The 22,812-nt window shown below is 41.2% G+C and carries 21 protein-coding genes; 5 read left to right on the plus strand and 16 right to left on the minus strand.

The features are described 5' to 3' along the window. Positions 1-30: 30 nt before the first annotated feature. From I7804_RS15060 to I7804_RS15075, 4 genes are all read right to left on the minus strand, one after another. Complete coding sequence (locus tag I7804_RS15060; protein WP_248404043.1) at positions 31-732, minus strand: dimethylsulfonioproprionate lyase family protein; 702 nt, start codon at positions 730-732, stop codon at positions 31-33. Then, complete coding sequence (locus tag I7804_RS15065) at positions 725-1,696, minus strand: hypothetical protein (protein WP_248404044.1); 972 nt, start codon at positions 1,694-1,696, stop codon at positions 725-727. The genes I7804_RS15060 and I7804_RS15065 overlap by 8 nt, the downstream gene beginning before the upstream one ends. Positions 1,697-1,959: 263 nt before the next feature. Beyond that, complete coding sequence (locus tag I7804_RS15070; RefSeq protein WP_248404045.1) at positions 1,960-3,297, minus strand: O-acetylhomoserine aminocarboxypropyltransferase/cysteine synthase family protein; 1,338 nt, start codon at positions 3,295-3,297, stop codon at positions 1,960-1,962. 267 nt (positions 3,298-3,564) lie between these two features. Beyond that, entirely contained in the window at positions 3,565-5,310 is a 1,746-nt protein-coding gene (locus I7804_RS15075) for a cellulose binding domain-containing protein (RefSeq protein WP_248404046.1), read from the minus strand. 335 nt (positions 5,311-5,645) lie between these two features. Here I7804_RS15075 and I7804_RS15080 point away from each other — a divergent pair, with 335 nt between their 5' ends. Further along, positions 5,646-7,214 (plus strand): DUF3472 domain-containing protein, encoded by a 1,569-nt coding sequence (locus I7804_RS15080; protein WP_248404047.1) that lies wholly within the window; start codon positions 5,646-5,648, stop codon positions 7,212-7,214. A gap of 134 nt (positions 7,215-7,348) precedes the next feature. On the opposite strand, the gene I7804_RS15085 is transcribed toward I7804_RS15080, so the two are convergent. Both I7804_RS15085 and I7804_RS15090 read right to left on the minus strand, forming a co-directional pair. Further along, positions 7,349-8,254 carry a DUF2268 domain-containing protein gene (locus I7804_RS15085; RefSeq protein WP_248404048.1) on the minus strand — a complete coding sequence of 302 codons (906 nt, stop codon included), beginning with the start codon at positions 8,252-8,254 and terminating at the stop codon, positions 7,349-7,351. Positions 8,255-8,479: 225 nt separating this feature from the next. After that, positions 8,480-8,749, minus strand: a complete 270-nt coding sequence (locus I7804_RS15090; protein WP_248404049.1) for a hypothetical protein — start codon at positions 8,747-8,749, stop codon at positions 8,480-8,482. Between the two features lie 203 nt (positions 8,750-8,952). Here I7804_RS15090 and I7804_RS15095 point away from each other — a divergent pair, with 203 nt between their 5' ends. The 4 genes from I7804_RS15095 (at position 8,953) to I7804_RS15110 (ending at position 12,261) form a co-directional block, all read left to right on the plus strand. Continuing rightward, positions 8,953-9,660, plus strand: coding sequence for an XRE family transcriptional regulator (locus tag I7804_RS15095; RefSeq protein ID WP_248404050.1), 708 nt, complete (start codon positions 8,953-8,955; stop codon positions 9,658-9,660). Positions 9,661-9,757: 97 nt separating this feature from the next. Next, positions 9,758-11,164, plus strand: a complete 1,407-nt coding sequence (locus tag I7804_RS15100) for a DNA methylase (protein ID WP_248404051.1) — start codon at positions 9,758-9,760, stop codon at positions 11,162-11,164. A gap of 91 nt (positions 11,165-11,255) precedes the next feature. Beyond that, a complete protein-coding gene (locus I7804_RS15105) occupies positions 11,256-11,507 on the plus strand; it encodes a hypothetical protein (RefSeq protein WP_248404052.1) in 252 nt (83 codons plus the stop codon). Positions 11,508-11,634: 127 nt separating this feature from the next. Next, positions 11,635-12,261 (plus strand): SOS response-associated peptidase, encoded by a 627-nt coding sequence (locus I7804_RS15110; protein ID WP_022758677.1) that lies wholly within the window; start codon positions 11,635-11,637, stop codon positions 12,259-12,261. 95 nt (positions 12,262-12,356) lie between these two features. Here I7804_RS15110 and I7804_RS15115 read toward each other — a convergent pair whose 3' ends face one another. The 10 genes from I7804_RS15115 to I7804_RS15160 form a co-directional block, all read right to left on the minus strand. Beyond that, positions 12,357-13,325: a LysR family transcriptional regulator gene (locus tag I7804_RS15115; RefSeq protein WP_110072795.1), complete on the minus strand. Its 969-nt coding sequence runs from the start codon at positions 13,323-13,325 to the stop codon at positions 12,357-12,359. Between the two features lie 109 nt (positions 13,326-13,434). Further along, positions 13,435-14,391, minus strand: coding sequence for a MetQ/NlpA family ABC transporter substrate-binding protein (locus I7804_RS15120; RefSeq protein ID WP_248404053.1), 957 nt, complete (start codon positions 14,389-14,391; stop codon positions 13,435-13,437). Continuing rightward, entirely contained in the window at positions 14,303-15,133 is an 831-nt protein-coding gene (locus I7804_RS15125; protein WP_080659092.1) for a methionine ABC transporter permease, read from the minus strand. The genes I7804_RS15120 and I7804_RS15125 overlap by 89 nt, the downstream gene beginning before the upstream one ends. A 23-nt stretch (positions 15,134-15,156) precedes the next feature. Then, positions 15,157-15,942 (minus strand): methionine ABC transporter ATP-binding protein, encoded by a 786-nt coding sequence (locus tag I7804_RS15130; protein WP_022758673.1) that lies wholly within the window; start codon positions 15,940-15,942, stop codon positions 15,157-15,159. A gap of 28 nt (positions 15,943-15,970) precedes the next feature. Continuing rightward, complete coding sequence (gene nifH / locus I7804_RS15135; RefSeq protein WP_110073042.1) at positions 15,971-16,825, minus strand: nitrogenase iron protein; 855 nt, start codon at positions 16,823-16,825, stop codon at positions 15,971-15,973. Positions 16,826-16,930: 105 nt separating this feature from the next. Then, positions 16,931-17,806 (minus strand): radical SAM protein, encoded by an 876-nt coding sequence (locus tag I7804_RS15140; protein WP_248404054.1) that lies wholly within the window; start codon positions 17,804-17,806, stop codon positions 16,931-16,933. Next, positions 17,806-18,240, minus strand: a complete 435-nt coding sequence (locus I7804_RS15145; protein ID WP_248404055.1) for a NifB/NifX family molybdenum-iron cluster-binding protein — start codon at positions 18,238-18,240, stop codon at positions 17,806-17,808. The genes I7804_RS15140 and I7804_RS15145 overlap by 1 nt, the downstream gene beginning before the upstream one ends. Positions 18,241-18,380: 140 nt before the next feature. Then, complete coding sequence (locus I7804_RS15150; RefSeq protein WP_027207627.1) at positions 18,381-19,721, minus strand: nitrogenase component 1; 1,341 nt, start codon at positions 19,719-19,721, stop codon at positions 18,381-18,383. Continuing rightward, entirely contained in the window at positions 19,722-21,209 is a 1,488-nt protein-coding gene (locus I7804_RS15155) for a nitrogenase component 1 (RefSeq protein WP_248404056.1), read from the minus strand. Positions 21,210-21,553: 344 nt separating this feature from the next. Beyond that, entirely contained in the window at positions 21,554-22,723 is a 1,170-nt protein-coding gene (locus I7804_RS15160; RefSeq protein ID WP_034485924.1) for a trans-sulfuration enzyme family protein, read from the minus strand. Positions 22,724-22,812: the final 89 nt, after the last annotated feature.

Below are 22,812 nucleotides of genomic sequence, written 5' to 3' on the forward strand. Positions count from 1 at the left end.
TTAATAACTTTATAGGATAGTTTACGTTCTTCACACGTATTCAGACAAAGTCACTACATCATTTCCACTCCAGGTATATAGCGCCAGAAGCGTCTGATCATAAGTCTGCATCTTATGAATCTTATTAGACGGATGCAGGATTACTTCACCGGGCACTCTTTTGCTGGTCGCTCCTTCAAGTGTCCATTCTGCAGTACCTGATAGGACTTTGTATAGCTCTATGGCAGGATGTCTGTGCTCCGGGTACAAAGTGTAAGGTGATATCAATGTAAATCCAAGGCAGAAATTATCTGACTTATAAGGGGCTTCAGGCCCTATAAGCTCTGCCCATCCCATATATGAACCTAGGTCTTTCTTATCTTCTCTTTCTTCGTAGTTGTACTTCCAGGGAAGATAGTCGAATACTTCCCTGATAAGCCTTAGCAAGGGCTCCGTCTCTTTAGATCCATGAAGAGTAGATGACTCTGCATATTTCAAAAGTGGAGACGTGCTCTTTTCAAATGAGCCTGTCTGCTCCGGAATGACTGATGATGTCACCCTTGCTATTTCTTCCTTTATTTCTTTATTTATGTCTTTATCAAACTCATTATTATGAATAAGATGATCACCTATATTACTATTAGAATCATTATGATCTTTTTCATAGTTATTACTGTATTCATTATTTTCATTCAAAAGCTTTATAGCTTCATCGATGATCTTTCTGATCTTTATATCAAGTTCTTTAGACATGTGACTTCAGCACTACGACTGTATGTCCTATGCTGCCTCCGTTTTTGAAGATTTCAAAAGCTTTAGTTGCAGTAAGTCTCTTATCTTCAAGCACCTTCTCAATTTCAAAAGCTTTTCGGCCGGACTCTTCTACGCTGACTCCCTTAAAGGCTTCTTCAAGGTCTTCTGCCCTGTAGAATATGAAGGGGCCAAATCCCTCTTCTTCCTGCCTTGCATATCCTCCTATTACGTCCAAAGGCTCAGCCTGAATCTTCCACTGAAAGGTATAGATCTCAGATTGTACCCCGGCCAGTTCTCCAAGTCTGATAAAAGAGCTAAGAGGTACTCTTCCGCCCATTAGCGAGAAGACAAATCCATCATCTGTAAGATAATCACCGGCCTGAACCAGAGCCAGATAGTGAAGATCCAGCATATCGCCGTGAACCTTGTCAGGGATTTTCTCTACTCTTTTTTCAAGATAGTGACCACTGTTGCGGCTGTCTGTGACTTCCTTGTCATCTGCAAGCGGCACGTTCGGAAGATTCTCGTATATGACGTCGAACTTCGGACGATTTTCAGGTTCTGACTCATTTGCAAATGGAGCAAAGAGGTCGCCTGCGCCGCTAAGCAGATTGTAGGTGCCAGTTTTCTTAAGTCCTTTTTCAACATTTTGTCTTGCTATATCTACAACGCTCTTCTGAAGGTCTGTAAAGCCAAGGGTCTTAGCTCCCAGTATCTCCGCGCCCGCAAGAACGTCAAGGCCTGAGCCTGTTCCAAGGGAAAGGAAGGAGCCAAAGTCTTTGCCATTTTCCTTTCTTGCGATCTTAAATGCCGGAACTGATACAAATGAAAGCCAGTCGCTCTTAACATCTTCGACCTGAGGCAGATAAGCGTGAGATTCAACTGAGATGTCGACTATATCATTTATATGATCTGTATCTTTTTGTAATTCGAAATATTTCTTTATATCAACTTCAATATTCATACCTTCCTCCAAAATGCTTCATAAGCTCGTTGAATTAAGGGTGCCGCCCTGAATTCAGGCCTCCGGCAAATAGATACAAATGCCTCATGTGAAAATAACCCTGATTTTTGTAAGGGGCTTATTCGCTGTCGTAAACACGCTGTACTTTCGCTCCTAACCCCCTAACAAAAATCAGGAACATTTTCAAAATCGGCATTTGTATCTATTTGCCGGAGGTCTGAATTCAGTTGAAAGTACTTGTCTATTGGTACAACGAGTTTAAGTCAAACCGCTTTCTGCTCTACTTCGCTTATATTTACTGCTTTATTAATTGCCTGTGCAAAATCTGCGATAATGTCATCTGCGTCTTCGATTCCGACTGAGACTCTGATCATATCTTCAGGAATGCCTGCTTTGTGTCTGTCTTCGGGACTCATCTGAGAATGAGTGCTGGTTGCAGGATGAAGGACTGATGTTCTTGCATCGCCTACGTGTACTACAAGTGCAGCTACTTTGAGGGATGCAAAGAAAGTCTTTATCGCTTCTCTTCCGCCTTTTAGTCCGAAGGTAAGTACACCGCTTGCTCCGTCATAGTCGAAGTATTTTTTCACTCTCTCATGATTTTTGTTATCTTCAAGACCGGGATAGTTGACCCAGTTAACTGCTTCATTATTCTGCAGGAACTTAGCCAGCTTCAGCGCATTGTCTGAGTGTCTTGGAACTCTTAAATGGAGTGATTCAAGGCCAAGATTTATAAGGAATGCGTTAAGGGGACTAAGTACCGGGCCGTAGTCTCTAAGGTACTGAGCTCTTGCCTTTGTGATAAATGCTTTATTTCCAAACTTACCTGTGTAAGAGGTGTTCGCATATTGCTCATCAGGCTCTACGAAATCAGGGAACTTGCCATTGGCCCAGTTATAGGTTCCGCCGTCTACGATGATGCCGCCAAGAGCTACTGCATGTCCGTCCATGTACTTGGTTCCTGAATGGATGACTATGTCAGCTCCGTGCTTCAATGGTTTACTTAAGAAAGGAGTTGCAAGTGTATTATCTACAAGAAATGGAACATCGAACTCTTTAGCAAGTGCTGAGAATTTATCGAAGTCCAGAATTCCAAGTGCCGGATTACCAAGCGTCTCGCCGTATACTATCTTGGTGTTAGGCTTAAATGCTTTTCTCAGCTCTTCGATTGGTGCTTCCGGATCTACGAAAGTTGTCTCAATTCCAAGCTTTCTAAGTCTTACATCAAGAAGAGTATAGGTTCCGCCGTAGATGGCATTGGATGCTACGATATGGTCACCTGCCTGAACTATAGTTGATATTGCAAGGAATACTGCTGCCTGACCTGACGCTGTTGTAAGAGCTCCAACTCCGCCTTCAAGTGCTGCAACCTTAGCTTCTAACGCATTCAATGTAGGATTGCCTGTTCTTGAATACTTATTACCGCTTTCCTGCAGTGAAAAAAGTCTTTCAACCTGATCAAGATCCTCGTATTTATATGTAGTAGACTGGTAGATAGGAAGAACTCTTGGCTCTCCGATCCCTGGTCTGTATCCTGACTGTATGCACTTGGTTCCTATCCCCCAGTTCTCTTCTTTTTCAATAGATTTGATATTACTCATAACCATGTCCTCCTCTTGCCGCTTTTTGCTTTCATACTATTCATACCGTTTAGATAGGATTAACTGTTAAATGAATAATACGCCCCCTCAAAACAAAAAGCAATACCTACAGCTATAGATTTTAACTATAGTTTGGTATTGCTTTTAACTATACTATACACCCAAAACTTCCCAATAGCTTAGTGCAGTATCCTCAAAGAATTTGTGAGGGCACATATATTCACCCCAAAAGAGCCAGAGGTAAAAATACCTCTGGTCCTTAATGTCTTATCTATAACTGTATTGAATCAATTCGTTCACTTCATGAACCCCATCTGCGTCAATATCAAATACATACCATGCATTACCGCTGCCGCTTGTAGGAACTTCAAATGTGTCCACGAGAACGCTTCCCTTGTATACGTTGACGGTTGCTCCTGATTCTGCTATCACAGGGTTGCCGCTGTAGTTATAGGCAACATACTTAAGCGTTTTTCCATTAAAATATTCGTTGTCGATATCTATAGTTATAGTTTCCGGTCCTAATCCCTCGGTATTATCAACATCTAAAGTTGCTACAACTTCACCGCTGCTGCTAAGTTCTGTCCTGCCGTAGTAAACGCTGGCGACCTTTCCACCATCCTCCCCATAAATATCCAGATGCGAATCCAGATCTCTGGGAGTAGGATTCCATGTGAGTACTATTCTGTACTGTCCTTCAGGAAGCACCGGTGAAATAGCCATTACTACAGGTTCTACTGTTTCCTGCTCCACTGCAGTAACGTTAAAGTATCCGGTAATGAAACCATCGATTGATACTTCTGCTGTATAATCTCCTTCCTTTACAGCAAACTGTACATCTCCATTTTCAGTTGAGACTGCTTCTGCAATGAAGTCACCTTCCTGATTGTCTTTACCTTCACGAAGCCTTACAACAGCACCTTCAATTGAAGATCCGTTTACAGCATTTATAACACGTCCATAGATTGCGAGAATAAGTGCTTCAGCCTCTTCTGAATACTTTGTCAGCACATAGTCATTTATCTGCGCGGAGGAATCTACTGTAACATCCGGATTATCCCAGGGAGCAACTACGTTGAATCCGAAAGATACAGATTCTCCTGCCGGAATATTCTGATTGTAAACTGCATTCTTTACAACATATCTTCCGTTCTCGTGCTGTTCGATAATGCCATTCCATATCTGTGTGATTTCGTTGGCAAAATTAAATTCAAGTCCCCAGTCCTCAATAGTCTTGTCAGTATTGTTCGTGATAGTTACCTGACCTGTGAAGCCTGTCCCCCAGTCTGCTATAACTTCATAAGTGACTGTGTAGTCTTCTTCTTGGGTATCTGTCTTGGCATTCAGGTTTTTAAAATCAGTGGGTTCGCCATTAAAAGCAGCACCAACGCTGAATCCAAAGAATACAGATCCGCCAACCGGAATATCCTGATTCCATCCGCAGTTATTAATAACAAACACGCCGTTTTCATGGCTTTCTACAACACCGTTCCAGATTGTTGTAAAATCCGGAGCATCATAGGCCATGCTCAGTTTCCAGTCTTCGATAACCCTATCGCTCGTATTCTCGATAGTAACACCTGCATTGTATCCATCTCCCCAATCTTCAAGGAGAGCAAATGTAACTTTGAATCCGGGATCTGCAGATTCTTCTGCTGCAACAGGTTCTTCTGCTACAACAGGCTCTTCAGGGAAAACTTCCGTCTCTTCTTCGGGCGTTTCTGGCAGCACGTATGTTACTTCAGGCTCCTGCGCAGGAACGATAGTTGTGTCCTCCTCATCAGAAGTGATTGCTGCGTCCTCCTCATCAGAATCGATAGTTGCGTTCTCCTCATCGGGGGCGATTGTTGCATTCTCTTCATCGGAAGCGATAGTTGCACTCTCCCCATCGGGATCGATAGTGACGATTTCTTCATCGGGCACTTCTTCAGCAAAAGAATTGAATGAGATCATGTTAAAAGACATTGCTACTACTAATAACGACGAAACCAAAACACTCTTTTTCTTGAACATAATATACCCCTTCTACAATATTTAATTGTCAGTTTAGGCAATATCACAGTGCCGGCAGAAGTGATATCACCAAAAAGAAGTATACCAATAATATATATAATATGCAATTAGTAGTTTTTAAAAATACGTATTTTCGTAATTTTCGTAATTTAAATCAATTCATTATTTTTTCCTCTCTATCTTTAATTCGAACAACTGCCTATTACCGTTAAATTCTTTTCCATTAATATCTTTACCTGTTTATTAATTTATCAGATAATGAATAATTGAATAGGGAATGATACATTTTGTGCTTCTAGGAGTTTTACCAAAGTACATTCAAAAAAGGGGTAATTATGAAAAGAAAAATATGCAGTCTATTATTGTCATCTGTTATGACACTATCACTACTGGCAGGATGTTCAGGACAAAGCGTATCGATTGAACTGCAAAATGATAATGAAGAAAAAGCAGATGATGAGGTCGAAACATCTAACGACACTGATTCTGAAAGTGAAACAAAATCAAATTCCGGCGATAGCTCATCGCAAGCAGATGATACCGAAAATTTTGAAGAATCTTCATTTGGAACGGAAGGCTATCCATATGATATAGATCCTTCTGATCCTAATCCGGAAAACCGCATGGCGCATAATATATATCTTAATCCTGATCTAAGTAATACTTCTAATGCTTTCAGCGCTTACAGTATTGATTTCAAAACTTCCGATGATGCAAACAGTACCTACTGGTCACTTTGCAACTGGAACATGCATAATGGGAGCGGTGCTTATGCAGGACTTCAGAATGCTTCAAATAACAAAGTTGCCATACTGTCTTTTTGGAAAAACGATCATGCTACTGATCCCAATAAAGCACTAGCAACTTTAGTCTATCCGGATGATACAGCAGATACTTTTGACAATGAAGGGTCTGGTGTTAAGTGGATAAGAGATTATTCCTGGGAAAAGGATCACTGGTACAGAATGGTTATAAGAGCTTTTGACCCTGAATGGTCTGATGGAACTGTTGTTGAAGAGTGGATTCAGGATAAAGAGAGCGGCGAATGGACTCTTTATGCAGCTTATGATACACATATCAAAGATTCTTATCTGGAAGGCAACATGTCTTTTTTCATGGAGAACTTTAATTCTAATGACTGCAACGAACTTAGAAGCATGAAGCTTAATAATATCTATGTAATGGAATACGGCACTGATACATGGACGGCTATAGATACTGCTACTCTCAGTATAGATACAGAGTGGGATAACAAAAAAGGCGGCTACAACTTTGGTGCTACTGATGAATATTTCTGGGGCTATACCTGCGGAAGCGGCGATGATTTTGTAAAAACCCAGGCTTCGCTTCCTAAAAAAGAAACTTATACTATTAAGATGTCTGACTCAGCTCCTGACTTTGATTTCGTTCATGATTACGGATTCGAGACAACTGTAAGCTCCGAACCACTCTATCTCATCCACGTCAACTGGACCTATTTTGATAATTATGAGGAAGATACATGGCGTGAAATGGGTGTTGAGCCTTATGAAAACGACGTATATGTAGATGTTTCAGACGGAAGCTCAACTATAGACATAACTTCTCTCAGATGTGAGACATTTGAAAATACTGATACTTATTATGCACTTGTAAACGGTACGGAAGAAAAGATCTATTCTCATACTGTTAGTGAAGAAGGTTATGGAATTCAAATTTTTAGAGATGATCTTACATACAACATCTCCTGGCAGACCAGTACCAATACAATTGATACTGACTGCTATGCAGAGATCTGGGACGCAAATGACAACTATGAAGTAAGAACCCGTGATGATTATCTGGCAAGAAGCTATACCGGTGCATGGTACTTTGCCATATGCTCAGTTAAAAATGGAGTTCTTGGAGAATTTGATTATTACTAATATCTAAAAAAACAGTTACCTGATACTTTACCATATGCTCCGTAACTAACAAAGTCCCCTAGAACTGTGTATCGGAATAAATCAAAGCTCACTTAATTCACCCCCCTGTCACCTTCTGGTGAGGGGGATTTTGTTTATGTCCAAAATTCTTCCACTTCTGCAAGTATTTCATCAGCAGGCAGAACTGTCGCCTTCTCAATCGGAATATGAGTTTTCTCAAGAAAGTATTTGATCAGATAGTAACCTGTAGCATATCCAGCACAGTAAGGAAGTCCCACTTTTGGAAAACTCTGAAGCTCAGCCATCTCATCGCCATAAAGATATGCCGTTATCTCTGCAAATCCAGTCACATTAAGACCAGCTCTTATTATCTCTTTAATAAGAGGCATCAGCTCCATATCAGTCTTTGTAACCCATGGACCAAGGAACTCCTCTCCGAATATCGTCGTAGCATAATTCTCTGCAAGCCCTTCGCTCACGATCATCTCTGCAAGATTTATATCATTTGTCCATTTTATATACTGATACCTTACATTATGATTGGTCTCATGCGCCAGTGCAGCCGGAAGCCTCTTAATAGTGTCACCAGATGGGATCAGCCATCCCATTATGTATCCGGGAATCCCTCCATCACCACAGTAACCCTCATTCATGATCGTATAAGCATTCTTTGGATTAGCAAGAAATATGGAATAAAGATATTCTTTAACTTTAAGCTCAACTCCCTGATCTTCAAATCTATTAAGAGCTGTCTCTATAGCTTTCGTGCAAGAATCCCAGATAGCCTCATCATATAGCGCTTCAATACTATCTTTATAATTAGTATCAATTTCAGAAGGCGGCATAAGTCCCAGTCTATTATTGGCCATAATGATATCGTAACCTCCGGGATGCGTAGGCTTAATAGGAATATGATACATATCCCACTTCCCCTTAAATGGCATCATCATTTCGTAGCGGTAGATATCATCTTTCTTGTCCATATCTGCAAGCATGATTTTAGTATAGATATCCGGTGAAAATAATCGATTTAGTTTCATTAGTCATCTCCTTGATAGGTCATTTCTAATTCATCTGTATTTGTTTGAAAACACTTTGATAATATGATTACTGACTGTATGATATAAAAAACTCGTAATCATTTATCTTCTTGTAATTACAAATATAAACTATTACGTAACGTAATAGTCAACATAAAAAAACGGTAGATTTTTTAAGATCTACCGCCATCCAAACACATTATGATGTGTATACTCATATGACCATTACACTTGAAGTTGTTCAGAAATAATTGTTCTATCCATCTCTGAAATTTCCAAGCTATCAAAAGCCTGTTCCATTGTAAAAGATGTGTTTTTCATTAGCACTTTAACATTCTGCGTCAAGGTCTTTATTCTATTCTCTTCGACACGTTTTTTTGCATATCTTTCAACTTTTTCACACACAATATCACGACCTTTCTCTGTTTCCTTGTAATGATGGAGTCCATCTGCCGAATTACGCTGAATTACCTTAAACTTCAATCTACTATACATTGATATTATATACAACGCAACTCGTGAATGTCAATTGTGAATTGATTTTTGCGTAAAAATATGTTATGTTTTAGTTATAGACTTGAAAGTAAATTCCAGATGATAACACTCCTTGCACACGTTCATTCTGCTAAGGGCATTGAACTGGATTTTAGATTTTATCATTTCCCTTATAACAGCTATAGCAAAAAGGAAAGGAAAACATGAAAAAAGACATAGGTAAAGTTATTGCAAAACATCGCAAAGCGATGAAGTTATCCCAGATAGATCTTGCCAGGCAGCTTGCAGAGCACAATATCGTTATTACCAATGCAGGAATCAGTGCCTGGGAGAAAGGGAACACTACCCCCAGCGCCGAAGCTCTTCTGACGGTCTGTGAGATACTTAAGATAAGCGATATTTACACAGAATTCATTGGTGAGAATCCTCTGGATCCTTTTAAAGAACTTAATTCTGAAGGGACTCAGAAGGCACTCGAATACATTGATCTTCTCAAAAAGTCCGGAGATTACAAGAAGCACAGCTCAGATATTATCGATATAAAGCCTCGTCTCATGAAGATAGCCCTTATTTCTGCATCAGCAGGTACCGGTAATCTTCTTGATGAAGAGAACTTCGAAATGATGGAGATCACAGAACCTGTTCCTAATAAAGCTGACTTTGGCGTATACATTACAGGAGACAGTATGGAACCAAGGTTCCATGACGAAGAGCTTGTCTGGATCGAACAGAAAGACATGCTCGAATCAGGTGACATCGGACTCTTTTTTCTGGATGGAATGACTTATATCAAAAAATATGTAGTCAATAAATCGGGAACATTCCTTGTATCACTCAATGCCAAGTACAAGCCTATTGAGGTAGGCGAATATAATACTTTCAAAATATTTGGCAAGCTCGCCACAGATTAAGCATCTTTGCCTGATAGGAACACATCCTGTTTGCTTAGCCCTGATTGCCAAAACCTGATCAGTGCTCAGATTTGCACCATTAAAGACATTAGATCATATGGATATTAACCAAAAAACTTACATCGCCATAGATATGAAAAGCTTCTATGCATCTGTTGAATGTGTAGCCAGAGGTCTTGACCCCTTAAGTGCCAAGCTTCTCGTAGCAGATACAAGCAGATCCGATCAGACCATCTGCCTTGCGGTATCTCCTGCTCTTAAAGGTATCGGCGTTCCCAGTAGGCCTAGACTCTTTGAAGCCAAACAAGCGATAAGTAAATATGAAAAGCTCCACCATACCAAAGTGCGTTATATCACGGCAACTCCACGTATGGCGGAATATGAAAAAATCTCTGCAAAGATATATGGAATATACCTAAAGTATGTATCACCCGAAGATGTCCATGTATACAGCATTGATGAATGTTTTATTGATTGCACACCATATCTGCACTTCTATGAAGATGCCGCCAGAAAGGCCTGCCAGCATCCGGCCCACTTCATGGCGCTGACCATTATACGTGATGTTCTTAAGAATACTGGCATCACGGCAACTGTCGGGATCGGAACCAATCTATACCTTGCCAAGGTTGCCATGGACATAGTGGCTAAGAAAGCTCCCGCCGATAAAGACGGAGTCCGGATCGCATCACTTACGGAAGAAAGCTACAGGCTTCTTTTATGGGAGCATAAGCCTCTCACCGACTTCTGGCAGATAGGTCGTGGCAAAGCTGCAAGACTTGCCAGCAATCATATGTACACCATGGGTGATATAGCTGAACGTTCACAGCTGGATGAAGAGTTATTGTATAAAATCTTCGGTATTGATGCAGAAATACTGATCGATCATGCATGGGGGATAGAACCTGTCACCATGTATGATATTAAGCACTACAAGAGCGACAACCACTCCCTTACCAATGGTCAGGTACTTCCAAGGCCTTACAAATACCAAGAGGCCTGCATTGTATTTAAAGAGATGATCGACGTACTGTGCTGCGATATGTACAAAAAGAACCTTGTATCATCAAGATTCACCTGGTGGATAAGTTACGATTACAAAAGCATGGAGTACTTCCCTGAATATGATGGAAGACTATCCATCGACTGGTACGGAAGACTCCATCCTGCTCACTCCAACGGAACTGTCAGATTAACTGCCGCTACTAATGCTGCAAATATCATCATTCCTAAGATCATGCAGGACATTGCCAAAAAGAGCGATCACAGGATCCTGCTTAGAAGGCTCGGTGTCAGTGCCTGCGATGTTACAAGCGATGATGGAATATATCAGCTGGATCTCTTTACTGATTATGATGCCTTGGATAGGGAGAAGAAAATTCACGCTGCTCTTCTTGAAGTCAGAAACAAGTACGGAGCCAATGCCCTACTAAAAGGAACAAACTTTTTAGAAGGTGCAACAACCAGAATGAGAAATGAGCAGATTGGTGGGCATAAGGCTTAAGCCTTATGAAATAAAAGCGCGAACGATTCTATATTATGATGATTCGATATAACCTTATACTTATTGAATTATGTAACGAAGGAGGAACGCTATGAATAACACATATAGCAATGCATTCCCTTCCTCTTTCAGATATAAGAATGTCTTAGAGAAAGGAAAGCCTGTGCATGATAAATACGACAGTTTTTCATTAAAGCATCCTGCCATGGACCTTTCAAGACGGGCGAAGATATTCAGTCCATTTGATGCACTTAAAGGATTTGATGACGAACTTGCTAAGATGCAGACAGATGTAACAGACAATTACCTCGACGATACAATCCACATAGATGAAGCACCATAAATCAGTTCACATAACAAGCAGTCCTTCTTACCTATTCGAACAAAATATGTAGGCGAATTATTGTATAACTGTCATGAAAACATATGTTCATTGTAAAGTCAGACACTTACCTGCAGGAGATAATATTATGTGTACCAGATACGCTCTTGAAAAAGACCTTCCTGAATTAAAAGATATAATAGATGCAGCCTCAAGATCGAGACTCGTACAGAAATTTATTGATAGCTACGCAAGGCCATTCATAACTTATGGCGAAGTCCGCCCTACTGATATCGTACCTGTCCTTGCTCCAAATCCCAAAGGTGAGAGATGTGCATATCCCATGCAATGGGGCTTTCTATCCAAAGATAATAAGAGAACTCTTTTCAATGCCCGCATGGAAACAGCAAGTGTTAAGCCCACCTTTAAAGATGCCTGGAAATCTCACAGATGCATCATTCCGGCTTCCTATTACTATGAATGGCAACACTTTAAAAGCCCTGATGGCAAAGAAAAAACCGGTGATAAGTTTGCAATCCAGCCTGCCGGATTAACTGTGACCTGGCTGTGCGGCCTGTACCGCATTGAAGAAGGTTATCCTGTCTTTGTCGTCCTGACAAAAGATCCAACCAAAGAACTAGCCAAGATTCACGACCGAATGCCTCTCATACTTCCAACAGATAAGATTGATGACTGGATAAGCCCATCGTCAGATCCTGAAGAAATAGTCAGATTTGCTCTTGAAGATATGGTCATAGAAAAAGCTGAGAGTTAACGCTTCTCTCAGCTTTCTATCATCAGCCCACATGGGGAACTATATATACTCATAAATTCTTCGAAGATACTGCTCCTCCAGGATGGGAAGTCTCATTACACGATTTTCTTTAAAGGTTCTGTTGTATCTTCACTGCCCTGCTCTTCAATATCATCTAGATATTTTCTGATCTCATCGATATACATCTGTCCGATGCTGCTAAGGCTTATATGCTTGCCGGTGATATATCCTATCTCCATAGAACTGTCTGTCTGAATCCTATCATCTTCAAAAGGAACAGCTACGAAGTCGTCTCCATTAAGTTCCTCGCATATAATTCCGGAACACAGCGTATAACCGTTCAGACCCTTCATGAGATTGAGCATCGTAGCCCTGTCACAGGCCTTTATGACTCTGTCATAATCTTCTGTGCTGAGGACTTCTTCAGCCATATAAAAAGAGCTTTCATCACCTTGTTCAAAAGACAGGCATGGGTATCCTTTGAGATCATCAAAGTTTATTTTTGTACGGTCAGCAAGAGGATGTTTTTTCCAAAGGTATACATACGCTCTGCAACTTTTAAGGTGATGAAATTCAAGCTCCTTTTGTCTGAGTAATTTTTTGATAAAGACTCTGTTGAAATCGTTAAGATACAGTATTCCGATCTCGCTTCGCTTCTTCCTGACATCTTCTATGACATCAAGAGTTCTGCTCTCTCTGATGGCAAAATCGTACTTGGCTGTATCAAGACTTTCTGCAAGTTCTACGAAAGCCTTTACCGCAAATGAATAGTGCAGAGTCGAAACTCCAAACTTCTTCCTGATATCATGATTGACACAGTATTTGTCCACGATGTCCTCATACTGGTCATACAAGTGTCTGAAGTGAAGCAGCGCCTCTGCACCATCAGGAGTAAGTGACACACCGTGAGATCCTCGTATGAAAATTGTTATTCCAAGCTCTTTTTCAAGATCCTGAATTGCATTGGTAAGCGAAGGCTGAGCTACAAAGAGCTGCTCCGCTGCCTTGTTATAAGAACCACACTTAGCTATATAGATCACATATCTTATTTGATTGATTGTCATATAGTCTGCACCTGCTCCCTGCCAAAAGATAAATGATTGGTTAACTTGCCATAGATAATCTTCCAAGATCCTTTAGAACCCATAATTATTTCGAAGAAAAGATATTATCTTATTCTGCCGGTATAACTGCTCCGTTGTACTTCTCTTCGATAAACTTCTTAACTGCATCTGATCTAAGTGCTGCAACTACTGCCAAAATTGCAGGATCGTTTTCATTGCCCTCTGCCACCGCAATGATATTGGCAAATGGGTTGTTATCTCCGCTTTCTGAGAAGAGAACATTAGATGTGATGCCGGCTTCAAGTGCCTTATTTGTATTGGTAATGAAGAAATCAAAGTCATCCTTGGTAGGAATGATCTGAGCTGAGTCAAGTTCTACGATCTCTATCTGCTTCTCATATGATACGATGCTGTCTACAGTAGCGCTAAGAGTAGAATCTGTGCTGTCATCAAGTGTTATAAGTCCCTGATCTTCGAGGATCTTAAGAGCTCTGTACTCATTAGTGGCATCATTAGGGATAGCTACAACATCTCCATCCTGAATCTCATCAGCTGATGTATACTTATCCGAATATGCTCTGATAGGCTCTACATGAATGTCACCTGCATTGACTATAGTAAAACCATTGGTTTCATTCTGATCGTTAACATATGGCCAGTGAGCATAGAAGTTGAAGTCGATCTCACCGTTCTGAGTCTTTTCAAGAGTTGTAGCATCAGCAGCTGTTGCTACCAGTACTACCTTAAGTCCTGCAGCTTCAAGTGCCGGCTCTACATACTCAAGAAGCTCTGAGTGTGGTGTGAGATCTGCGATAGCTGTGATCTCTCTAAGCCCGTCTGAGTTAACAGTACCAAGCTTAGACTGTGATATGTCATATGCAGACAGATCTATGTCAGGTATCTGAGTGTCTGTAATAGCAAGAGCATCGGAGGCATTTTCATTGCTGCTTTCCTGTGATGCACCACTATTATCTGTACTAGTTGTCTGTCCGCAGGCTGCCAACATGGCTGCTGACACCAGTAGTGATGTTGTTAGTTTCAGTGTTTTTGTCAGATTTTTTTTCATAATGTCTCCTCCTTTTTAGCCCTGCGCCGGATGATAGCAGGTGCCTTTTTATTAGTATATGTCTCGAAACACGGTCTCCAATCAGCTGTATGCCCTGCACCAGTATTACAAGGACATATACAGTTGCAAACAGAACATCGTGTTGAAACCTCTGATAACCAAATCTTACGGCGATATCACCTATTCCGCCTGCGCCGAACATTCCTGCAAGAGCTGTCATAGATATTACTGATATGACTGCAAGAGTATATCCTCTTACAAGAGATGGGAGCGTCTCAGGAATGATAACCCTGGTTATTATCTGGAAGTTGGTACTTCCAAGCGCCTTGGCTGCATCGATCTTACCTTTTTCTATCTCCAGAAGGCTTGATTCTACCATTCTTGCATACATTGGGATACAACTGGCTGCGATAGCGATGATACACGCATTGGTTCCGTAGGACTTACCAAAAAGCGCCCTTGATACCGGGATCATAAGTATTATCATTATCATCTGCGGCAGTGACCTTAAGATGTTGATGGATCCTCCCATTCCTGTATACAAGGGCTTTACAGGTGCAAGTCCTGTTGGATTGGTCACTGTAAGGACTACTCCAAGCACTGCCCCTATCACCAGCATTATGACGCTGGCTACAAGTGTCATGTACAAAGTCTCTGATACTGATGGCAGTATACTGTCCCACACATCTTTGGAAAAAGATGCTATGAAAACTTTAGAAAATGGCTCATTCAATAAACTCATGGCTTTCCTCTTTTCTTTTATTATTAGATTCCTGCACCATCACCAAGTTCTGCATGCTGCATCTGATTGAATACCTTAGCAAAAAGAGCTCCTGTCTTACTTGTAGGACTCTTGAATATATCCTCTACAAGCCCCTCTTCTGTGATCTCTCCGTTTTCAAGTACAGCCATCTTCTTGCAGGTATATTTGATAGCATCAAGCTCATGAGTGATCATCAGAATAGTTATATTCTTTTTCCTATTGATCTCTTTGAGAAGGTCAAGGATCTGAATAGTAGTCTGAGGATCAAGAGCAGATGTAGATTCATCTGACAAAAGAAGATCAGGATCACCCACAAGAGCCCTTGCTATTCCAACCCTTTGCTTCTGGCCTCCGGATAAGGCTCCCGGATATTCCGAAAGCTTATCTGTAAGGCCTACCATTTCAGCAGTCTCAAGAACCTTTTTCTTAATATCAGACTTCTTATAACCGTCTATAACAAGGGGATACGCTATGTTCTGGTATACAGTCTTGGATTCGAAGAGATTGAAGTTCTGGAATATCATTCCTATCTTCTTGCGCTTCTTCCTAAGCTCATTCTCCGAAAGAGCAAGGATCTGCGTACCATCAACATAGATCTCACCGCTATCCGGAGTTTCAAGTCTGTTGATACATCTGGCAAGTGTTGACTTACCGGCGCCGCTAAATCCTATGACTCCGAAGATCTCCCCTTTATTAACTGTAAGATTGACACCGTTTAGGACTTTGATCTCAACAGAATCTTTTATGAAATTCTTATGAAGGTTTTTAATTGTAACAAATTCTGCCATGTGACCTCCGACCTGTTTTTTCAAATTATCAAATAGCCTTAGAATACTCCTCTGTATCGATAAGACCATGCTCTATAAGGATCTCTTCAAGTCTCTCCTGAGTCATCGGCTTTGGTACTGTAAGGAATGTATTCTTGTCGATTGCTTCTGCAAGGTTTCTGTACTCATCTGCCTGCTTGGAGTTAGGATCATAAGCGATAACAGTCTTCTTATTGATCTCAGCTCTCTGTACGATGTTATCTCTTGGTACGAAGTAGATAAGCTGTGTTCCAAGTTCCTTAGCGAAGGCTTCAAGAAGCTCTTTTTCTCTATCTACATTTCTTGAGTTGCAGATGATACCGCCAAGTCTTACACCGCCTGTTCTAGCATATCTGGAGATACCTTTTGAGATATTGTTAGCTGCATACAAAGCCATCATCTCACCTGATGCTACGATGTAAATCTCTTTAGCCTTACCTTCACGGATAGGCATTGCGAAACCGCCACATACAACGTCACCAAGAACGTCATAGAATACATAATCAAGATCTTCTGTATATGCTCCAAGTCTTTCAAGAAGGCCAATTGATGTGATGATACCACGACCTGCGCATCCAACACCTGGCTCAGGACCGCCTGACTCAACGCATCTTGTTCCGCCAAAGCCTTCCTTCATGATCGAATCAAGCTGTACATCGCCATCCTCACGAAGTGTATCAAGAACTGTCTTCTGGTGAAGGCCACCAAGCAGAAGTCTTGTGGAGTCAGCCTTAGGATCACATCCTACTACCATTACCTTCTTACCAAGTTCAGCAAGTCCTGCTGTAAGATTCTGTGTTGTTGTTGACTTTCCGATTCCACCTTTTCCATATATTGCAATCTGTCTAAGTTCTTTCTCAGCCATTTCTCTCCTCCTATAGGTTCATATACCAATATCTATATTTTCAAATCATTGGTATATATTTTTAGTTATTGTTTCTTAAGCTACTTTTTTAGTTACTATTTTCCATCAGCCATGACTAAATGTCTGTCTTGTATTAAGAACCTTAAGCCATACGTATTTAGATATATCTACTCCTCCCGGTACGCCTACCGCATCAGCTCTGCATCTTGAACAGTGCATGAATACGTCAAGGTACTTGATTGCAACAGCCTTGGCTCTTTCGATGTCATGGCAGGTTGGTGCACTACACCATGCAAGCTCTGCCTGCGGTATAAGGGGTATGATGTTGTAGATCTTAGCTCCCGCCTGTGCTACAGTTTTTGCTATAGTCTCTATATGATCCTTGTTGATCTCAGGTACCAGTACCGTATTTACCTTGACTGATGTTCCTGATGCTGCAACTTTTCTGATGCCCTCAAGCTGGTTATGAATGAGGATCCCTGCTGCCTCTTCTCCTGTATATCTCTTACCGTGATATACAATAGCGCTGTTAAGTTTGGCTTCAATCCTGGGATCTACAGCATTGACTGTAACTGTAAGAGAATCAACCCCGACATCAATTATCTCATCAGCCTTGTCAGGAAGCATGAGACCGTTGGTACTCATACACTTGATAAGCTCCGGATATCTATTCTTGATAAGTCTGAATGTCTTAAGTGCGAAGTCTGTAGCAAGCGTATCTCCCGGACCTGCAATACCTGCAACATGGATATCCGGGTTAAGTTCAATAGCCCTGCCAACAGCTTCAAGTGCTTCTTCCGGGGATATTACTTCGCTGGTAACTCCCGGTCTGTCTTCATAGTCGTTAATCTGTCTGTCGCAGAACTTACATGCTATATTGCAGCCAGGTGACACCGGAAGGTGTATCCTTCCTTTATTGCTCTTTTGGCCACGGGCAAAGCATGGATGATTCTGCGTAAGCTCCTGGTAACTTTTTGCCACTATACTGCCTCTTTTCTATATGCCTGCCCTTCGTCACCTGCAAGCAGATCTGCACCGCCGCTTGCAAGAACTACGTTTTCGTTATCATTGTCTGTGTCTGAGTCCTTAGCGAAGCCATCGCCTATAAGCTCATTAACTATATTCTCGATAAAGCCATGAGCTTCAAAGACTCTCTTTCCGTGCTGTATCATATATCCTGCAGCAGACTCGCCTATTCTTAGTACGAATATGGCATCTGTATCTTTAAGAAGATCATATGCCGCTTCAAATCCGCCTTCGCAGTGTCCCTTGCACAAGGGATTTATCCTGCGCTCTTCTACATATTCAGCTTCTTTTTCATCAATATCATATATCTGAAAATACTGTGCAGATCCGAAATGCTCGTCTATATATGCATTATTACTACTTGCAAATGCAGCTCTTAATTTTCCCATAATATTCTCCTCTTGGGCCTTTTAAGGACCGGGAGTTTTAAGCCTTTATAAATATATTCATATAAATCTTAAAACTCCTCAGAAAACCATGTGTTATATTGCAGCTTCTTGTGAGCCAAAACGATAATGCCGGCCAGAGTTCAAGCAAATTTAGAAAGTGTATTACTGTAGATATCCTCTATAAGTCTTAAACCTCCAGCAAATCCCACATAACCTGTTCTCATGACAAGTCTGTAATCAGTAGGGATCGCTGCTGATATGAAGTCGTAGTTCTTCTCTCTTGCTATCTGCTTGTCCCAGCCTGCGCCTATGATGACGCCCTTACCCTTATGGCTTAGCTCTCTTATCTTGTTCTGAGCCTTGCCGGCATCAGGTGAGAAGAATACCGGGATCTGCCTTTTGGTAGATATACTCTGAAGCTCTTTGGCGATCTCTTCCTGATATTTCTCAGGTGTATCATCTACTATGAACTGCTCCTTAGGAATAACCCCTGTCTCGTTTATAAGGAACTTGGACAGTCCCAGGACATAGCCTGCATCATGGATTATATGTGCATGATTTGGAAGTCCGTATCTGAACTCAAGAAGGAATGTCGCAAGATCTTCAAGCTGTGCATAGTAAGCATCCGACTCTTTCTTGATGAACTTTCTGGCTTCGACCTCGTTGATGTCTGCGCCCTGCTCTATGGCAAAAGATACTACCTTATTAAGGAACTTCTCTGTCTCACCGGCGCCTATCGGAATGTTAGGATACTGAACATAAGGCTGTCCGTATATATCCTTAAGGTGATCAACTATATCTTTGCCATACCAGGGTGATACCAGGATATTGAAGTTTGCTTTTGGTATACTCTGCCATTCCTTGACGCCTCTTGATCTGTCACCAAAGAGGATATTGACCTTAAGTCCTATAGCCTCAAGGAGTCTTTTATATTCATCAAGGTTGCCTCTCCAGAACATATCCTGATAAGGAATTGAAGCAAATACATTGACTGTATTCTTCTGGCTTCTGAATGTGCTCTCATCCTCGTACTGGCTTACATACTGATCGATGATGGCATTGACTACTACTGAGTGTGATACATAGTTGTTACTCTTAAATCCGGGGCTTTCAACATATACAATTGGTTTACCCTGATCCCTGAACTCTTCAGCAACTGACTGTACATCATCGCCTACGATTCCTGCAGTACATCCTGTGAAAATAACCTGAAGATCTGAATTAAGTATTTTGTATGAGTTATCTACAAGTTCTCTTAATCTGTTGACACCACCGAATACAACCTCTTTTTCCGAGAAGTTGGAACAAGGTGTTGTACTTCCGCCTGCATATCCCTTAGACCTTTGGAAAAAGCCTGATACCATATCTCCGCATCCAGGTCCTGAGTGAAGGATGGGAAGCGCCTTTGGGATAGCAACTACTGTCTGCATCGCGCCAAGAGCACATGTAAATCTTTCCTGTTCTATTATTTCTGCTCCCATTTATATAACCTCCGTCTTAGCTTCTTTTAGGAATGTGTCAGGCTGCTCATTCATCCACCAGTCTGTGTATGGATTAGTTGCATGCTTGGAAAGATTCTCAATAAACTCTGTGTTTTCAAGAGTCTCTACGATCTTCTCACCGTAGCTTATGAGACCTTCATATCCCATGTTGGCCTGCTCGTCTTCGACAAGGAGTGACGGAATTCCAAGCTTAGCTGCCCAAAGTGTGATTCCGCCGTGTCTTGCAAGGAGGATATCAGGACGGATCCTGTTAAGAACATTGACAAATTCAAATTCCTGCTTAGCGCATACGTTATAGTTAGGTACATCGCCATAGTCTCTTACTCTTCTTGCAAGAAGATCTGCGGCTCCGTCGCCTCCATCATAAGTCGGATCATGGTGGAATACGCTGGCTCCTACTGCTTCCATTCCAAGGTCTCCTACGATGTTAAGAAGTGCATGTCCATGAGCAGATCCCGCTGTAACATATGCTCTTACGCCTTTAAGTCTCTTACGAAGTTCTTCTATCCTAGGGAGATATTGTTCTTTCTTTTCTTTAATAACCTGTTCTGCTACATCTTCTTTGTGAAGGAGCTTACCAAGTTCTCTGAACCATCTGTCAGTCTGGATGATTCCATATGGTGCTGCTGTTCTGATCTCAGGAACTCCATACTCCTGCTCAAGGGCTGCTCCAAGATATGAACCAAGCGTAGGACATATCTGAACTGTAGCAGATGCTTCTGATGCATGTGACAGGCCCTCTACAGTAGAATATGGTGTGATCAGATTGGGTTTTACTCCAAAAGGCTCAAACCACTTAGTGAATACATCTGATCCCCAGAAGTTGATCACATTTATAAGTCCGTTGTCTTTTTTGACCGGAGGCTTTACCAGTTTCCTTACGATACCGTGGTAGCCTGCATCAAAACCTGTTGTCCATACTGTGGATCTGAAGCCTTCGCAGTAGATAGCAACTACCGGCTTTCCGATCTCTTCTTCAGCTTCATTTGCTACGCTCTCGATGTCATCACCGATTATTGCTGATGCACAGGAGCTTAGTACGAATATAGCTGATGCATTTGTTCTTTCATTTACTTCACGTATAGCTTTTGCAAGTTTTCTTGCTCCGCCGTATACTGTGTCTGTTTCTTTGAGATTGGTTGAGAAGATCTTTCTCTGAGTAGGATTGTCGATGCCTCTTCTTGATTTTGCATTTACATAGTATGTAAAGTTGAATTCATGAAGACATGATGCACATCCTACAGGACCATGTATTATAACCGCTGCATCCTGAATAAGAGTTACCATACATGCAGCTTTACTGATCGAACATCCTGCACATTGCTGGAATTTACGATCTCTGTTCTTAAGTCCGCCGCATCCATATCCATCCACAAGTCCTTTGGCTGACCCCTGATATCCTGTGATGGATCCAAGTCTTATCTCTCTTATGGAAACCTCGGGTATGCTTATGTCCAACTTGCCCATTTCTTTCCTCCTGCCTGAAAACTAAACTTTGATTTGTTGTTTTAAGCACTATAGCATTTGTAAATTTTTTTTTGAATAATACTTGTAAGATATTTCCGGCTATAGTTTTAAAATATAACTGACGTATTTTTCAAAAAAGAAAATTTTTGATTCAAAAACTATACATTTTTTAAAAATGCAGTATACACATTTATTAATGTATACTGCATAAGTATATTATTGATGGCAAAAATCATATAATTATTACTTGTTGCACATAGTCCGTAGATAATTGTGCTTGTAAAAAACGCAGCTTTTTTTGCATAAATATTATCTTATGTCACGAGCAAAGTAAGCTCGTGTCATCAGACGCGGGAAGCTTCTATTGCCTGAAGCAGATCTCTTGTAAGTTCATCCCCGTCTTCGATACCTACAGATACTCTGATAAGACCATCAGTGATGCCAACACTGTCTCTGACTTCCTTCGGAATAGCGGCGTGTGTCATAGTTGCAGGATGGCATACAAGTGACTCAACGCCGCCAAGACTCTCTGCAAGAGCAAAGATAGAAAGAGCTCTGAAGAACTTATTAATGTCATGACCTTCTGTAAGCTCAAAAGAGATCATAGCTCCGCCGTTCTTGGCCTGTTTAAGGTTAATATCATGTCCCGGATGATCCTCAAATCCAGGATAGTATACGTTCTTGACATCAGCATTGTTCTTAAGGGCATCTGCTATCTTTACTGCATTATCAACATGCCTGTCAAGACGAACACCAAGAGTCTTGATACCTCTAATAAGAAGGAATGAATCGAAAGGTCCAAGGACACCTCCTGCCGCGTTCTGGATAAATGCAATTTTTTCGCCGAGTACTGCATCATTGACTACTACAAGTCCTGCAACAAGGTCGCTGTGACCGCCAAGGTACTTGGTAGCGCTGTGGATCACTATATCCGCACCATGCTCTATTGGTCTCTGGATATAAGGTGTATAGAAAGTGTTATCTACTATATGAAGAAGTCCGTGCTTGTGAGCTATATCGGAGATAGCCTGAAGGTCTGTGATACCAAGAAGAGGATTGGTTGGAGTCTCTATATAGATGGCCTTGACATCACTTGTTATAGCTGCCTCAACCTTGGCTGGATCTGTTGTATCTACTGATACAAAGCTGATGCCAAAGTTATCGAATACCTTGCTAAGAAGTCTATATGTTCCGCCATATACATTGTCAGATATGATGAGCTTATCACCCTGTTTGAAAAGGCTAAGAACTGTTGTGATAGCTGCAAGACCTGATGCAAAAGCAAAGCCCTGTGTCCCGTTCTCAAGATCTGCAATAAGGGCTTCCAGAGCCTTTCTTGTAGGGTTGCCTGTTCTTGAATATTCAAAGCCCTTATGAACTCCGGGAATCTCCTGCTCGTAAGTAGATGTCTGATATATCGGGACATTAACAGCTCCTGTCAGCTCGTCGCCGTATATTCCTCCATGTATAAGTTTTGTTTCTATTTTATGATTACTGAATCTGCTGATTGCCATGATCGTTACCTCTCGTACTATACTTATAAACAATAAATATTTCTATAAATATACTTATCGATTTTATAAATACACTGATTTTGTATTCA

The sequence above is a fragment of the Butyrivibrio fibrisolvens genome (assembly GCF_023206215.1).
Taxonomy (GTDB): Bacteria; Bacillota; Clostridia; order Lachnospirales; family Lachnospiraceae; genus Butyrivibrio; species Butyrivibrio fibrisolvens_C.